The organism is Oceanobacillus luteolus, from assembly GCF_023715655.1.
GTDB lineage: Bacteria > Bacillota > Bacilli > Bacillales > Amphibacillaceae > Oceanobacillus > Oceanobacillus luteolus.
In genome coordinates this window covers 31556-46214 of sequence record NZ_JAMBON010000029.1, presented here as the reverse complement: position 1 = coordinate 46214, position 14659 = coordinate 31556, and the positions used below count along the sequence as shown (strand labels likewise).

Here is a 14659-nt window from a genome sequence, read left to right as displayed (position 1 = left end):
ATTAAAAATGTCTGGTAATGATGGCGGAAAGGTCACACCTGTTCCCATACCGAACACAGCAGTTAAGCTTTCCAGCGCCGATGGTAGTTGAGACTTTGTCTCTGCAAGAGTAGGACGTTGCCAGGCATTATATAAATTGGCCCGTTGGTCAAGCGGTTAAGACACCGCCCTTTCACGGCGGTAACACGGGTTCGAATCCCGTACGGGTCACCAACATGGAGGATTAGCTCAGCTGGGAGAGCACCTGCCTTACAAGCAGGGGGTCGCAGGTTCGAGCCCTGCATCCTCCACCATTTATTTCATTTTTATATTATGTACGATCTAAAGTGCATATTCCCAATTATCGCGGGGTGGAGCAGTCTGGCAGCTCGTTGGGCTCATAACCCAGAGGTCGCAGGTTCAAATCCTGCCCCCGCAACCAAATAATATCAACGACAGTTGATAATCAGTAGTACTATGAAAGTGCAACCAAATTGGTCCGGTAGTTCAGTTGGTTAGAATGCCTGCCTGTCACGCAGGAGGTCGCGGGTTCGAGTCCCGTCCGGACCGCCATTATTTTTTTCATATAAGAAATTAACCGAAATGGCTCGGTAGCTCAGTCGGTAGAGCAACGGACTGAAAATCCGTGTGTCGGCGGTTCGATTCCGTCCCGAGCCACTCTTTTGATTGTTTGCTGGAGGGGTAGCGAAGTGGCTAAACGCGGCGGACTGTAAATCCGCTCCCTCAGGGTTCGGCAGTTCGAATCTGCCCCCCTCCACCATTTGAACTTAATCATGCCGGCCTAGCTCAATTGGTAGAGCAACTGACTTGTAATCAGTAGGTTGGGGGTTCAAGTCCTCTGGCCGGCACCACTTTCTCTTAGAGAGCCATTAGCTCAGTTGGTAGAGCACGCCGCGGAATAGCATCTTTGAATTTGCTTCCCTGCAGCGGCCTGCGAGGAGTGTAAGCTTCACCGAATTATCTTGCAACACGACGAGCTTTCAAACAGTTAGCTCAAGAAAACTAACCAGTATCAAATCTCATTTACGAGCCATTAGCTCAGTTGGTAGAGCATCTGACTTTTAATCAGAGGGTCACAGGTTCGAATCCTGTATGGCTCACCATTTTAACAATTCGCGGGTGTGGCGGAATTGGCAGACGCGCTAGACTTAGGATCTAGTGTCTTCGGACGTGGGGGTTCAAGTCCCTTCACCCGCATTTATATATATAGCGCTCTATTCCTCGGCCGGGGTGGCGGAACTGGCAGACGCACAGGACTTAAAATCCTGCGGTAGGTGACTACCGTACCGGTTCGATTCCGGTCCTCGGCACCAAAATTGCGCCCGTAGCTCAATTGGATAGAGCGTTTGACTACGGATCAAAAGGTTAGGGGTTCGACTCCTCTCGGGCGCGCCATTACATACGTGTAGATGGGTAATAGCCATATGGCGGTCGTGGCGAAGTGGTTAACGCACCGGATTGTGGCTCCGGCATTCGTGGGTTCAACTCCCACCGGTCGCCCCATTTAATACGGACCCTTAGCTCAGTTGGTTAGAGCTATCGGCTCATAACCGATCGGTCGCAGGTTCGAGTCCTGCAGGGTCCATCTGAAGATCTTTATACGGAGGTATACCCAAGTCCGGCTGAAGGGATCGGTCTTGAAAACCGACAGGCGGGTCAAACCGCGCGGGGGTTCGAATCCCTCTACCTCCTCCATATAGATGCGGGTGTAGTTTAGTGGTAAAACCTCAGCCTTCCAAGCTGATGATGAGGGTTCGATTCCCTTCACCCGCTCCATTATAAATATGGGCCTGTAGCTCAGCTGGTTAGAGCGCACGCCTGATAAGCGTGAGGTCGGTGGTTCGAGTCCACTCAGGCCCATTCTAAAAACCTCATTTCTGAGGTTGGGAATACATTTGATTCTTATGAATATAGTGCGCCCTTAGCTCAGCAGGATAGAGCAACAGCCTTCTAAGCTGTGGGTCAGAGGTTCGAATCCTCTAGGGCGCGTAGTGAAATTATTCCACAGTAGCTCAGTGGTAGAGCAATCGGCTGTTAACCGATCGGTCGTAGGTTCGAATCCTACCTGTGGAGCCACTTTTAAACATTATATTACGGGGCCTTAGCTCAGCTGGGAGAGCGCCTGCCTTGCACGCAGGAGGTCAGCGGTTCGATCCCGCTAGGCTCCATCTTAATAAAAGGATTACTATTAGCATATTGCTGATGGTAATCCTTTTTTTTGTTTCTATGAATGAACAAATCCATCGTTCATATAATGAAGTATTAGGACAAGCGTAGTAGATTGTGATTTTTTTAAAAGCAAGTTATCTATGGTATTGTATAGCATCCAAGTAATTACATACTATCAAATTTCGAATTCGTGAATTGTGGAGGTGTACAATGTATAAATGGATCGGTTGCTTGATGCTTCTAATTTTGCCCATCCTTAGTGGTTGTGTGGACTCAGCATCTTATAAGGATGATGATATTGCAGCAATTGTTAGAGGAGAAGAAATTGCTGTTGGTGATTTGCGTATTTTATATACAGATAATGTAATAGCAGAGATGGTTGATGAACTAGTTAAAGCTAAACTAGCAGAACAAGAAGTAAAAAAGATGAATATAGACGTTTCAGAGTATATAGAAGAGGCTGAGGGATCGTTTGCTGAATATCCTGAGGGAGAAATTAATAATGCGGAGGAACAATCCATTCATACATTTGCTGAGGCACAAGCGAAAGAGCTTGGAATGGACCCGAGGGAATATTATAAGAAGTACACTGAGACATCTATTGAAATGGCTGCCTATGTCAATGCTTATACATCAGAAGTATTAGGGGATTTAGAAGATGATGAGTATGGTATAGAAGAATATGTTCACCATGCCAATGAATTATTGGACAATCTGGTTGAACAGAACAAAGATGATATTCAAATATTAATTGAATAGTAGGATGTGCTTCAAGGTGAAAGAGAAAATCATTTTATAAGCAATCAAATCTGGTTTAGTTGATTAAAATCATCTTCCATGTACAAAACTCCACATCGGCAGAAACCGCCATTTACTGTAAAAGTAGATGACGGTTTTATTTACGTTCTATATAGTCCATTAGTTTAATTCGCAATTTTTTCCCGGTAAGCAATTTGTAATGCTTGATCTAAATCTGCAATCAAATCATCGATATGTTCCAGACCGACAGAAAGTCGGAATAACCCATCGGTAATGCCACGACTTTCCCGTTCATTCTTTGGCATGGCAGCGTGTGACATCGTAGCTGGATACGATAGAATCGTCTCGACTGCACCAAGACTGACAGCAAAGACAGGCAGTCTTATATTCTCTACAAATGTTTTGGGATCTACGTCCTCTGCTAATTCAAAGGAAAGGACTGCTCCGGCACCAGTTGCTTGGCGTTTATGAATCTCGGATCCCGGGTGGGAAGATAATCCGGGATAATACACTTGTTTAATGAATGATTGCGCGTTTAAGAAAGCTGCAAGTTTTTGTGCCGATTGGCTAGATTGGTTGAGACGGGCACCCAACGTTTTGATTCCTTGGATCAATTGATATGAATCTTGCGCACCTAAAATGGAGCCAAAGGAATTTTGGATAAAGTATAGTTTTTCACCAAGTTGTTCATCTTTTGTCACGGCTAGACCGGCAATAATATCACTATGCCCAGAGAGAAACTTCGTCGCACTATGAAGTACGATATCCACTCCCAAGTTTAGCGGATTTTGATAGAGTGGCGACATGAATGTATTATCTAGAAACGTCAAACATTGATGGGCCTTGGCAATTTTAACTACTCCTCGGATATCAGTGATGTTTAAACAGGGATTGGATGGTGTTTCCATGTAGATGACTTTTGTGTTGGGCTGGATAGCACAAGCCACTTCATCCAGTTCCGTCATATCGACAAATGTGTGTTCAATTTTATAACGGGTCAACACCTCTGTTACAAAACGATAGGTTCCACCGTACACATCCCTGGAAATCACCACATGGTCACCAGCCGATAGCAACATAAATGCAGAAGATATCGCAGCAATGCCAGAGGAAAACGCGAATCCTCTCGTACCACCTTCAAGCGCAGCAATCGTTTCCTCTAACACTTGCCTTGTAGGGTTGCCTGATCTGCTATAATCAAACGGACCAAACTCATCAAAGCTTTCTTGGTGGAAGGTGGAGGAAAGATAAATCGGAACATTCACAGCACCAGTTTTCTGTTCGACATTGCCACTTCTTGATGCATGGATGAATTTGGTTTCTAGTTGATCATGGATCATACTTCAACCTCCTCCTTTTTTACAAATGCAAATACCTGTTTCAAGTCTGCAATCAAGTCTTCTGCATCTTCAATACCAACAGAAAAACGCAATAGACGATCGTCAATGCCTCGCCGTGTTCGTTCTTCAATCGGTATGTCCGCGTGGGTCTGGGTAGCTGGATACGTAATAAAACTTTCGACTCCTCCAAGACTTTCAGCAAACGAGATTAATTGCAAGTTTGCTAAGAACGGGGGAACCCATTTGCTTTCTTTCAGCCGGAATGAAAGCATACCGCCAATTCCGGGATATAGTACATCCGTTACAGCGGGTTCGGTTTTTAAATATTCAAAGATTTTCTTTGCATTTTCCTCATGGCGTTCCATTCGTAGAGCAAGCGTTTTTAATCCTCTAATTAATAGCCAAGAGTCGAAAGGGGATAGGACAGCCCCAGAGGCATTATGGTTTGTTGCAAGCTGTTCACAAATTTCCTCTCCTTTAGCGACGACCAATCCAGCGAGAACATCATTGTGCCCACCGATATATTTTGTTGCACTATGAATGACAATATCAGCTCCTTGTTCAATCGGTTTTTGCAAATAAGGAGTTAAAAATGTATTGTCTACAATCAGCAAGAGATTATATGTTTTAGCTAGTGTTGCATATGCTCCGATATCAATTTGCTGCATTAAAGGATTCGTTGGAGTTTCAATGAATAATGCTTTCGTTTTGTCGGTGATTAATTTTTCTGTTTCAGCAGCGTCGCTGAATGTGGAGTAGGTTGTTTTCATATCATAGGTTTCTGTATAATATTTCAGCAACCGGTAAGTCCCACCGTAAATATCTTCTGGAACAATTATCTCGTCGCCTGTTCGAAAAAGGGAGAGGACCAATTGGATGGCAGCCATCCCTGAACTACAGGCAAACCCTTGATCACCAGCCTCCAACTTTGCAATGCCTTCTTCTAAAATCGATCGTGTCGGATTCTTTGTCCGAGTGTAATCATATCCTGTAGATTGACCAAGGCCATCATGGCGATAGGCTGTCGATAAATAAATGGGCGGATTGATTGTACCTGTCGTTTTGTCAGAACGGTTCCCTAGCTGCACCAGTAGTGTCTCGATACGGTTCTCCGTCATGTTATCAAACTCCTTTCTGTGAATGGAGCAAATAAAAGGACCTTCTATAAGAAGAAGGTCCATATAAAACGAAGCTTCTTCTTATCTTCTAGGTATATACATACCTATTGGAATTAGCACCTTGGCCTAATTCAGACCGGTTGCTGAGACTTCACCGGGCCAATCCCTCCGTCTCTCTGGATAAGAATTAAATATTTAATTTTAGGAGAGGAAATACGTTATCCCCAAATCTCTTTCGACAGATTCACAATGGACTTCAGCTTTCTCCATTGTTCTTCTTCCGTCAATTTATTTCCATGATGAGTGGAAGCAAAGCCGCATTGGGTGCTCAGGCAGATTTGTTCCAACGGTACATATTTTGTTGCTTCCTGGATTCGTGCTTTGATGGTTTCTTTATCTTCAAGTTCTCCATGCTTTGAAGTAAAGACACCAAGCACCACCCGAGGTCCCCCTTTTGGAATATACTTTAAAGGTTCGAACCCACCAGAACGCTCATCATCAAATTCCAGGAAAAATCCATCGACTTTCTCCTTGGCGAACAGGATTGGAGCAACGAGTTCATAGCTCCCTTCAAATGCCCAGTTTGAACGATAGTTTCCACGACATAAATGTGTCGTTACGATTAAATCTTCCGGTTTTCCTTCCAACACACCATTCACAACACGGAGTGCAAGATCAATGAGATATTCTCTAGAATATTTTCCGTCATTAAACGGGATATCCGGTGAAGAAAGTCCGGCAAAATATACATCATCAAATTGGATATAGCGAGCCCCAGCATCATAGAAGGCTTTCAATGCATCGCGATAGGCTTGGATGACATCCTTTGCATAGTCTTCAATGTCAGGATAGATTTCCTCATTGATGATCCCTTCGTTGAACAGTTGATTCGGGCTAGGGATTGTTTGTTTGGCAACCGCACGGTCAGCAACTATTTCCTTGAATTCTATAAAATCTTTGATGAATGGGTGGTCAGGACTGAAGGAAACTTTCCCCGTATTGCGGACGTTATACTTTTCCGTTTCTTCATTACCATGAAAAATGTAACCTATCTCTGGTACATAACCTTCAATCCCATTCAAATGCTCCAGAAAATCTGTATGCCAGAATCTCCGTCTAAACTCACCGTCTGTTACTGCTTCTAACCCTACTTCAATTTGTTTGTCAACAATGCGCTTAATCTCTGTTGTCTCGATTTCCCGTAATTGCTCTGCAGTAATTTTTCCTTCTTGGAATTCCTTTCTCGCGACATGTAAACTTTCTGGACGTAATAGACTCCCAACCTGATCTCCTCGAAAAGGTGCTTTTGTTAGTGTAATAGACATATGATCTCCCGCTTTCTTTTTAATTTTTTTAGTTGGCACGACATATTGGTTCTTGGTAGAAGACTGCTAATTTATCAATAATAAAACCCCCTTCTTATATATAAGAAGAGGGTTAGACCACTGTCATTTGCTCTTCTTATCTTCAAGCATTACGCTTCTGGAATTGGCACGGTGCTAAAAAAAGTCCGTTGCCGAGGCTTCAAAGGGCCAGTCCCTCCACCTCTCTGGATAAGAAAAAGTTTATTTAGTTAATTGTTAATAAACACACTACAATGGAACTTATGAAAAGTCAAGTGGTTTTTAAAAAGTTTTTTCGTCATTACTTTAGATGTTAGAAGAACTGGTTGTCTGTATCTGGTATGGTATGAAGGAGAAGAATTATAAGGAACATTTTCTTTGGGATAGTACAAGTAAAAAGTTGGGTCTGATTTCGAACCCCACTTTAATAATTTGTGGTAAAAATGATGTACAGTATCCCGTAATGTACTCGGTTGAAATGGATAAAGGGATACCTAATTCAAAATTAGTTATCTTTGAGAAAAGTAATCATTATCCTTTTTTAGAAGAAGCAGAAAGATTTCCCGAAGAGTATAATTTATTTTAGAGGAATACCAATCCTTCTTTAACTAAATCAGCTAGTAGAAATCAGTTAAAGTTATTATAGTGAGATTATAGTTGAAGAAAGTGGTTAATTTATGTTCAAAATGGTTCCATATTAGGAGTATTTTATTTATGATAAGGAAGATGAATGAGTGTCATTTATATTTTGCCATGGGGGTACTTATGAGGACTCATTATTATTTATAGTACCAAATAAGTTAAGCGTCACTTATTGAATGTAATTCTTCTTGAAGTCTTGGATTTACTGTATTTGGGGTTATATTTACAAATTAACTTTAAATGTTATAAATTTCCTGAATATTAACTTGACTTTTAATAAAAACTTTTGTAGAGTGTTTATTAATCAATAATTAATAAATAATTTTCTTATCCAGAGAGGTGGAGGAACCGGCCCTTTGAAGCCTCAGCAACAGGCCTGTTAGGTACTGTGCTAATTCCTGCAAGCAATTTGATGCTTGCGAGATAAGAAGAGAATTGGACGCTAAACAGTTCTAAACCTCTTCTTATTTTTAAGAAGAGGTTTTTTGATGTGTTACCTAGGAGTATAAATAGGAACTGTTTCAATTCTTTACTTGTTATGTACCAATTTCATATTTATTGCATGCTGATTAGACAACTAAAGGCAGCCTTTAACCAAATTATTGGGGAAAGCTGTCTTTTTTCTATTTGAGAGGGGGAGATTTTATAATTCACCAAAACTTGGTCATTCGTAGTTAAAAAAGCTTTCTGTCTTTCGGTAAGAAATGATCCTATACAGATAGGATGGAATAGGAGAGTTTTAGACGAGTATTATATTGGCAAGTAAGCAAGAGTCACGCCATAAATCCCTTTCGAAGAGAAGTTCTGATGAATGATAGAATTAATGTTGACTGGACGACCAGAGACACACTGTTTCAAGTTCTCATCCCAAAATGAAACTTGGAAAAAGAGTCTCTTTTGTTGTTTATAAGACTAGTTTTATTTTTGGCTATTAAGAATTTAAAAATTTAGGAGGTATCTGATCAATGATCAACATAAGAAACGTAAATAAGAAGTTTCAGACGCCTGATGGAGAGTTCGATGCGGTATCGTCAGTTAGTTTAGATATTAATGAAGGGGATATTTATGGTGTGATTGGTTTTAGTGGTGCGGGAAAATCAACTTTACTACGTATGATTAACTTGTTAGAGCAACCTGATTCAGGTGAAATTAGTGTAGATGGTGAAAATATGCTTTCCATGTCCCGCAAGCAACTATTGCAAAAACGAAAATCGATTGGAATGATTTTTCAACATTTTAATTTACTAACGAATCGTACAGTACTTGATAACGTTTCTTTTCCTTTAGAGTTAGCAGGTGCAAGTAGAACAGAGAGGAAAGAGAGAGCTTTGGAATGCTTGAAGACTGTGGATTTACTAGACAAAGTAAATGCTTATCCAGCAACTCTTAGTGGGGGACAGAAACAGAGGGTTGCCATTGCAAGAGCCATCACCACGCAACCTAAAGTTCTATTATGCGACGAGCCAACATCAGCAGTAGATCCCCAAACAAAGGAAACAATATTGGATTATTTAAAAACAATAAACGAAGCATTGGGAATTACGATTGTCATTGTCACTCACGAGATGAATGTTGTTAATAAAATATGTAACAAAGTTGCAGTTATGGAGCAGGGAAAAGTCGTTGAGACATTCAATTTAGAAGAAAACAAAGATATTAAACCAAGATCAGTTATTTCTAAAATTCTTTTCAATGAATCCAAGGAATCCATTCAAAAAGGTGATGTCTATGTGGGATAAGATTATACCCGTTTTGCCAGAAATGAAATTAGCATTATGGCAAACATTTTATATGGTGACCGTTTCGGTTATTTTAGGTGTCATACTTGGTACGCTTGTTGGTACATTATTGTATTTGACGCGTGAGGGATCATTATTAAAATTGCCAGCATTTAATTTAATTCTAAATGCGTTTGTTAATATTTTTCGCTCTGTGCCATTTTTACTTTTGACCATTGCGATTATCCCTTTTACTCGATTAATTGTCGGGACGGCCATTGGTACGACGGCTGCTATTGTACCAATGACAATCAGCTGTATTCCGTATTTTGCTAGATTAATTGAATCCACTTTCCTTGAGGTGAATCGAGGAGTAATTGAAGCGGCTGAGTCAATGGGAGCCAATCGATTTCAATTAGTATGGAAGGTGCTCTATTCGGAGGCAAGGGCAGGGATTGCAAATAACATTACGATTGTCACAGTCAGCTTCATTTCCTATTCAACCATTGTAGGAATTGTTGGAGGCGGAGGTATTGGAGATTTTGCCATCCGTTACGGCTATAACCGGTATGAAACTGAAATCATGATGATTACCATATTAATTATTATTGTCATTGTACAAATTGTACAGTCTGTAGGAAATCTTGTCGTGAAAAAATTAGATAAAAGAATATAAATATGGAGGATATGATGAAAAAAATTATATTACCTGTATTCATTTTATTGAGTATCGTATTAGCTGCATGTGGAAGTTCAGCGAGTGATTCGAGTGATGATGGAACTGTGGAAATTGCTATACTCGACTCTGATGTGTACAGCTCGTTGCTAAAACACATTCAAGCAAATTTAAAGGAAGAAGGAATTGATTTAGAGTTTGTATATATGAGTGATTGGAATATGTTTAATCAAGCATTAGCTAATAAAGAAATCGATCTAAACTTTTTCCAACATAAACAGTTTTTAAAAAATGCTAACGAAACAAATGGTTGGAATCTAGTTCCAATAGCTGAGACATTTAATTTTGCACTAGGATATTTTTCAACAAAACACAAAAGTCTTGAAGAGATTCCTGATGGGGCCACGATTACGGTTCCAAGTGATCCTGTAAATAATGGCCGCTCATTACAAATTTTACATGACGCTGGACTGATTAAACTGAAAGAAGGAGTTGGGTTTAATGGTTCGCAAGCAGATATTATCGAAAATAAAAAGGATTTTAAGATTGTAGAAGTAGATTACAACATGTTACCACAAACGTTGGAAGACTCGGATTTAACTTATATTGCAGGAACTTTAGCCCCGCGAGCGGGGGTAACTCAAGAAGATGCTCTCATTACTGGAGGACCTCTTGATGAATTTACCATGGTCTTGGCTGCCAGAGAAGATAATAAAGATAACGAGATTATTAAAAGAATAGCTGAAGAATTTGAGTCGACGGAAACACAAAAATTACTGATGGAAGAATTCCCAAATGAAATCATTTGGCCATGAAGCAGAGGATTGAAGATTCTAGAGAAATTAAAAGGAGGCATTTCTTTGAGAAAAGGCTGCCATTATGGCGGCTTTTCCTATTTGATTAAAGGGCTACTAAGAATTGAAGGTTATAAGAAAAGACGAGAATGTGCAGAAATGTACTTAAATTAATCGCCTTTTTTTATAATACAGAGAACCGTGCAGGTCAGTATAATAAATAAAAACCCCTACTTAAATATCTAAGAAGAGGTTTGCTCCTATTAGATTTGCCTAAATAAAAGATCGGATGAGATGGGTTTTTTGCCAATTTCTCTTGCCCATACTGATAATTGTCCAATATGGTGAACCTCATGTGTAATGATATGTTGGAGTACTTTTTCATAAGGAAAATGATATGTTTTACCGTTCTTACTTTTCACTTCCAGAACTCTTTTTTCAATATCACTATTATAAGATTGTAGATAGTTTAAGGTTTGGGATTTGGTAGTATTAGAAAACTCGATAACCTCTTCCAGATTTGAAATGGAATTAAAATCCTTAACTAATACTTGCGTTCCTTTCAATTGATTGATCCAGATTTGTTCACAATCAATAACATGAAATAAATTGTGTAGGAAACTTCCAAATCCACCAACCCGTTTTTTTTGTTAGATCTTCCTCGGAAATATTCTTGCAAAAATCAAACCAATCTTCTCTTATCTGCCAATTATATAAGAACATATCTAACATTCAATTTCCCTCCAAAAATAAAATGATATTTCTGTTCTAACTATCCCAATTATAAATGGATTGCGACAAGTAATATAGCATAATAAAAGAAATCAAATTTATCCATGTAAAACCTCTCCAATTGGGCAAAATAAACGAAGGGAAATTCCCAATACTATGGAGGGAGTGATACATGTGGCAGATACAAATAAAAATAGACGTAAACATCAACATAAGGAAAACACAGTAGGATCAGGAATGGGTGTTGTTCCAGAAGATACGATAGCTCAAGCTCTGGACCCATTTGGAAACGCAGCTGCGACTGTTTCCCGTGAAGATATGGGAAACAAGGTGGAGAAGGACAACAACAAACCACGAAAGAATTATAAGCTTTAAGCAACGGCTTGGGCTTCAGTAAAAAACTGGTAATCCAGAATCTTATTTGGATTACCAGGTTTTTATTTTAAAAGAAAATTATCTTTAAACATCCTTTGACATATCAGCATAAGCCCTTTCAAGGAATGCTCTTTCCTCTTCTGTGAATGGATGGAGTATATTAGGTTCATCAAGTTGATTTGCTAAGTGTATTTGTTCCGCCCCTAACATAGACAATGTTTTATCGGAGAGAGCTGCCAACTGTTTGATGAATGCGAGTGCTTCATCCGACTTAGGATTTACTCCGTTCGCTACAAGTTTTTTCAAGTCCATAAACAATGAGAAGTATTCTTTGTCTAATTGTGCTCGTTCTGTACTTCTAAAATAGTGGATGGAGTCTTTGACTTTGCTTTGTTCATGTAGATTTTCCTCTTCAAAAAGAATGGAATGAATCATAAAGCAAAATAATGTCACGTCAATTTTTCCATAGCCTGAAATGATGGTTTGCATATGGTCTAATTGGTCGATGGTTTGTTGGATTTTTTCTAGTTCTGCCATAAGTTCTCTTTTCTTAAATGTAATGGAATCGATTAGCTGTTGTCCTTCTATATCATGTGAATCTAATACATCGACTATTTCTTTCAATGAAAAGCCGATGAATTTCAGGGATTGGATTTGCTGTAAACGTAAGAGGTCCTTTTGGCTGTATAATCGATGTCCTCCTTCTTTGTAGTCTGTTGGTTTCAGTAAGTCTATTTTATCGTAATATCTAAGTGTCCGTACGGTAACGCCCGTTCGTCTTGCCAATTGTCCGATTGTCAACGTATTATCTGACATGCGTATACCTCGTTTCTATATTCCTATCTTTGTTTTTAATGTAAGGAATAGCTGGATATTGATAAGGCTTATGAAGAGCTATTCGAATAATAGCATACAGGATGATGATGGTCTCTACAGCTAATATAGCGTATTTCACCCATGAAGGAAGCATACTGCTCATGATAAATAATGGGAAAATCGTCAAATGGAAGTTGAGTGCTTTCCGACTTGATTCAGCGTGATAACCATTTTTCTTCCTCGTCATTATAAACATGATGAGAGGGGGGATGAACCCAAGAATCAGCGAGACGACAAGCATGAATTGGACTGCAAGTATTTCCTTTTTTGATGGATTATTCATTTTAATCACCTTTCTTATCTATTCTTAAATTTAAGTATAAAAGGTGACGTAGGTAGAGCTTCAAGGGGAAAATTTTATTAACATACATTATCTTGTCTGAAAATTTGCTGTTGACAGACTTATATTTGTTCAGTATGATATTGTTAATTCTTACCAAACAAGTGAATAGAATGATTTCTCTTATCAAGAGTCGGGGGAGGAACCTGGTCCGAGGATCCCGCAGCAACCATTACGAAGGTAATAAGGTGCTAATGCCAGCAAGCGTATGCTTGAACGATGAGGATGGAGATAACGTGTTATAAAACTTCTTCCTCATTAGGAAGAGGTTTTTTTGTTTCTCAGAGAGAAATAAAGGTACTCCGTCTGCCATAAAACCAATTAAACATATGGGAAAAGTTACATTAAAAACAAAAGGAGTGTATGTTCATGAGTATCAAGAAAAAAATTCATTTAAATGGTTTTGTACAAAATTCACCTTCCCCGCATTCAACTGGGCTATGGAAGCATGAGAAGGATGAAGGGATCAGGCATAATCGGCTGGAGTATTGGACAGAAACAGCCAAAGTATTGGAGCGGGGAAAATTCGATGCTGTATTTATTGCGGATGTACTAGGCACGTATTCCGTATATGGTAATAGCCATGATGTCGCGGTGCGTCATGCGGTTCAATTGCCTGCGCATGATCCGTTATTAATTATCTCCGCCATGGCACAAGTTACAGAGCATATTGGTTTTGCACCAACCGTGTCGGCCACATACGCACAGCCGTATGCGTTGGCCCGGCAGTTGTCTACTTTAGATCATCTAACAGAAGGACGTTTGGCATGGAATGTCGTGACTTCCTATTTAGAAAGTGAAGCGGTTAACCTCGGGTTATCTGGACGCATACCTAAAAATCAACGTTATGATCGTGCAGATGAATTTTTAGAAGTGGTTTATAAACTTTGGGAGCATAGCTGGGAGGATGATGCGGTAGTTCATGATCGAGAAGCGGATATTTTCGCTTTACCTGAGAAGGTTCATGCGATTAACCATCATGGAGAATTCTTCAATGTACCAGGCATCCATTTGACAGAACCATCCCCACAACGGACTCCTGTATTATTCCAGGCTGGGGCATCTCCAAGAGGAAGGAATTTCGCCGCGAAACATGCAGAAGGAGTGTTCACGAAAGGACATTCCTTAGAAGCATTGAAGAGGTATTCCGCAGATCTTCGTAAACGAACCGTAGCTCAAGGGAGAAATGCAGATAGCATCCGAATTTTTCCTATGGTGCTGCCCATCGTCGGTTCTACAGAGGAAGAAGCGTATGCGAAATATGAGGAATTAAAAAGTCATGTCAGTTATGAAGGAACAGCGGCTCTACTTTCAGGTCATACGGGAATTGATTTCTCCAAATATGATCCAGATCAATACATCGAAGACATGGAAACAGATGCGGTTCAAGGAAATCTGGATATGTATGCAAAGGACCCAAATAAAAGGTGGACGTTGCGCGAAGCGATTCTCAATCACGGACTTGGTAATGGCACAGTGAAATTCATCGGCACACCGGAGCAAATTGCAGACCACATCGAGGAATGGGCGACGGAAGGCGATGCAGATGGATTTAATATTGCGCAGAGCTATTCATTGGAAACCTTCCGTGAGTTTGTCGACCATGTTGTACCGGAGCTGCAGAAGCGGGGGATTTATCGGTTGGAATATGAAGGGAAAACATTGCGGGAAAATTTATTTGATACGGATTCTCCTTATCTGCCTGACAATCATCCGGCGAAAAGGCTATCCAGTCCAGTGATAAAGTAACTTACACTTCATGATGAAAGGAGAAAGA

The 14659-nt window shown here is 40.1% G+C and carries 13 protein-coding genes, 19 tRNA genes, 1 rRNA gene and 4 riboswitches; of the genes, 27 read left to right on the top strand and 6 right to left on the bottom strand.

Going from position 1 to position 14659, the window contains the following annotated elements; genetic code table 11:
* Window positions 1-10 precede the first annotated feature (10 nt).
* The 21 genes from rrf to M3210_RS14665 all read left to right on the top strand — a co-directional run bounded on the left by rrf (window position 11) and on the right by M3210_RS14665 (window position 2928).
* Window positions 11-126: ribosomal RNA gene (rrf, locus tag M3210_RS14765) — 5S ribosomal RNA — on the top strand.
* 12 nt (window positions 127-138) lie between these two features.
* Window positions 139-213: transfer RNA gene (locus M3210_RS14760), tRNA-Glu, on the top strand.
* A 4-nt stretch (window positions 214-217) separates the two neighbouring features.
* Window positions 218-293 (top strand) — tRNA-Val (locus M3210_RS14755).
* A gap of 51 nt (window positions 294-344) precedes the next feature.
* A tRNA-Met gene (locus tag M3210_RS14750) sits at window positions 345-421 on the top strand.
* A 54-nt stretch (window positions 422-475) separates the two neighbouring features.
* A tRNA-Asp gene (locus tag M3210_RS14745) sits at window positions 476-552 on the top strand.
* Window positions 553-584: 32 nt separating this feature from the next.
* Window positions 585-657: transfer RNA gene (locus M3210_RS14740), tRNA-Phe, on the top strand.
* Between the two features lie 18 nt (window positions 658-675).
* Window positions 676-760: transfer RNA gene (locus M3210_RS14735), tRNA-Tyr, on the top strand.
* A 15-nt stretch (window positions 761-775) separates the two neighbouring features.
* A tRNA-Thr gene (locus tag M3210_RS14730) sits at window positions 776-851 on the top strand.
* 176 nt (window positions 852-1027) lie between these two features.
* Window positions 1028-1103 (top strand) — tRNA-Lys (locus tag M3210_RS14725).
* Window positions 1104-1115: 12 nt separating this feature from the next.
* Window positions 1116-1197 (top strand) — tRNA-Leu (locus M3210_RS14720).
* Between the two features lie 27 nt (window positions 1198-1224).
* A tRNA-Leu gene (locus M3210_RS14715) sits at window positions 1225-1313 on the top strand.
* A gap of 5 nt (window positions 1314-1318) precedes the next feature.
* A tRNA-Arg gene (locus M3210_RS14710) sits at window positions 1319-1395 on the top strand.
* 32 nt (window positions 1396-1427) lie between these two features.
* A tRNA-His gene (locus M3210_RS14705) sits at window positions 1428-1503 on the top strand.
* An 8-nt stretch (window positions 1504-1511) separates the two neighbouring features.
* Window positions 1512-1585 (top strand) — tRNA-Ile (locus M3210_RS14700).
* 17 nt (window positions 1586-1602) lie between these two features.
* Window positions 1603-1695 (top strand) — tRNA-Ser (locus tag M3210_RS14695).
* A 7-nt stretch (window positions 1696-1702) separates the two neighbouring features.
* Window positions 1703-1776: transfer RNA gene (locus M3210_RS14690), tRNA-Gly, on the top strand.
* Between the two features lie 10 nt (window positions 1777-1786).
* A tRNA-Ile gene (locus M3210_RS14685) sits at window positions 1787-1860 on the top strand.
* Window positions 1861-1915: 55 nt separating this feature from the next.
* A tRNA-Arg gene (locus M3210_RS14680) sits at window positions 1916-1989 on the top strand.
* A gap of 12 nt (window positions 1990-2001) precedes the next feature.
* A tRNA-Asn gene (locus M3210_RS14675) sits at window positions 2002-2076 on the top strand.
* Window positions 2077-2095: 19 nt separating this feature from the next.
* Window positions 2096-2168, top strand: a tRNA-Ala gene (locus M3210_RS14670).
* Window positions 2169-2379: 211 nt separating this feature from the next.
* Window positions 2380-2928: a hypothetical protein gene (locus tag M3210_RS14665; protein WP_251515861.1), complete on the top strand. Its 549-nt coding sequence runs from the start codon at window positions 2380-2382 to the stop codon at window positions 2926-2928.
* Window positions 2929-3092: 164 nt separating this feature from the next.
* On the opposite strand, the gene metC is transcribed toward M3210_RS14665, so the two are convergent.
* From metC to M3210_RS14650, 3 genes are all read right to left on the bottom strand, one after another.
* Window positions 3093-4268: a cystathionine beta-lyase gene (gene metC, locus M3210_RS14660; protein ID WP_251515859.1), complete on the bottom strand. Its 1176-nt coding sequence runs from the start codon at window positions 4266-4268 to the stop codon at window positions 3093-3095.
* A complete protein-coding gene (locus tag M3210_RS14655; RefSeq protein WP_251515857.1) occupies window positions 4265-5386 on the bottom strand; it encodes a methionine biosynthesis PLP-dependent protein in 1122 nt (373 codons plus the stop codon). Before M3210_RS14655 ends, metC begins: the two co-directional genes overlap by 4 nt.
* A gap of 78 nt (window positions 5387-5464) precedes the next feature.
* A riboswitch (SAM riboswitch) is annotated at window positions 5465-5573 on the bottom strand.
* Window positions 5574-5604: 31 nt separating this feature from the next.
* Window positions 5605-6711, bottom strand: a complete 1107-nt coding sequence (locus tag M3210_RS14650) for a 5-methyltetrahydropteroyltriglutamate--homocysteine S-methyltransferase (RefSeq protein ID WP_251515855.1) — start codon at window positions 6709-6711, stop codon at window positions 5605-5607.
* A gap of 133 nt (window positions 6712-6844) precedes the next feature.
* A riboswitch (SAM riboswitch) is annotated at window positions 6845-6946 on the bottom strand.
* 93 nt (window positions 6947-7039) lie between these two features.
* Here M3210_RS14650 and M3210_RS14645 point away from each other — a divergent pair.
* The 4 genes from M3210_RS14645 to M3210_RS14630 all read left to right on the top strand — a co-directional run bounded on the left by M3210_RS14645 (window position 7040) and on the right by M3210_RS14630 (window position 10580).
* Window positions 7040-7315 carry an alpha/beta fold hydrolase gene (locus tag M3210_RS14645; RefSeq protein ID WP_432806993.1) on the top strand — a complete coding sequence of 92 codons (276 nt, stop codon included), beginning with the start codon at window positions 7040-7042 and terminating at the stop codon, window positions 7313-7315.
* 380 nt (window positions 7316-7695) lie between these two features.
* A riboswitch (SAM riboswitch) is annotated at window positions 7696-7801 on the top strand.
* Window positions 7802-8336: 535 nt separating this feature from the next.
* The gene (locus M3210_RS14640) at window positions 8337-9110 is read left to right on the top strand and encodes a methionine ABC transporter ATP-binding protein (protein ID WP_251515853.1); all 774 of its coding nucleotides are present in this window, start codon (window positions 8337-8339) and stop codon (window positions 9108-9110) included.
* Window positions 9100-9765 (top strand): methionine ABC transporter permease, encoded by a 666-nt coding sequence (locus M3210_RS14635; RefSeq protein ID WP_251515851.1) that lies wholly within the window; start codon window positions 9100-9102, stop codon window positions 9763-9765. Before M3210_RS14640 ends, M3210_RS14635 begins: the two co-directional genes overlap by 11 nt.
* 14 nt (window positions 9766-9779) lie before the next feature.
* Complete coding sequence (locus M3210_RS14630) at window positions 9780-10580, top strand: MetQ/NlpA family ABC transporter substrate-binding protein (protein WP_251515849.1); 801 nt, start codon at window positions 9780-9782, stop codon at window positions 10578-10580.
* A gap of 242 nt (window positions 10581-10822) precedes the next feature.
* On the opposite strand, the gene M3210_RS14625 is transcribed toward M3210_RS14630, so the two are convergent.
* Window positions 10823-11155: a DinB family protein gene (locus M3210_RS14625; protein ID WP_432806994.1), complete on the bottom strand. Its 333-nt coding sequence runs from the start codon at window positions 11153-11155 to the stop codon at window positions 10823-10825.
* 310 nt (window positions 11156-11465) lie between these two features.
* On the opposite strand from M3210_RS14625, the gene M3210_RS14620 reads away from it, so the two are divergent.
* Window positions 11466-11666 carry a hypothetical protein gene (locus tag M3210_RS14620; protein ID WP_251515847.1) on the top strand — a complete coding sequence of 67 codons (201 nt, stop codon included), beginning with the start codon at window positions 11466-11468 and terminating at the stop codon, window positions 11664-11666.
* 84 nt (window positions 11667-11750) lie between these two features.
* Here the strand turns inward: M3210_RS14620 and M3210_RS14615 are convergent, their stop codons facing one another.
* Window positions 11751-12482: a MerR family transcriptional regulator gene (locus tag M3210_RS14615; RefSeq protein WP_251515845.1), complete on the bottom strand. Its 732-nt coding sequence runs from the start codon at window positions 12480-12482 to the stop codon at window positions 11751-11753.
* On the bottom strand, window positions 12472-12825 hold the full coding sequence (locus M3210_RS14610; RefSeq protein ID WP_251515843.1) for a magnetosome magnetite crystal formation protein family: 354 nt from the start codon (window positions 12823-12825) through the stop codon (window positions 12472-12474). Before M3210_RS14610 ends, M3210_RS14615 begins: the two co-directional genes overlap by 11 nt.
* A gap of 177 nt (window positions 12826-13002) precedes the next feature.
* Window positions 13003-13108: riboswitch (SAM riboswitch) on the top strand.
* A gap of 143 nt (window positions 13109-13251) precedes the next feature.
* Here M3210_RS14610 and M3210_RS14605 point away from each other — a divergent pair.
* Entirely contained in the window at window positions 13252-14631 is a 1380-nt protein-coding gene (locus tag M3210_RS14605) for an LLM class flavin-dependent oxidoreductase (RefSeq protein WP_251515841.1), read from the top strand.
* The last annotated feature ends 28 nt before the right edge of the window (window positions 14632-14659 follow it).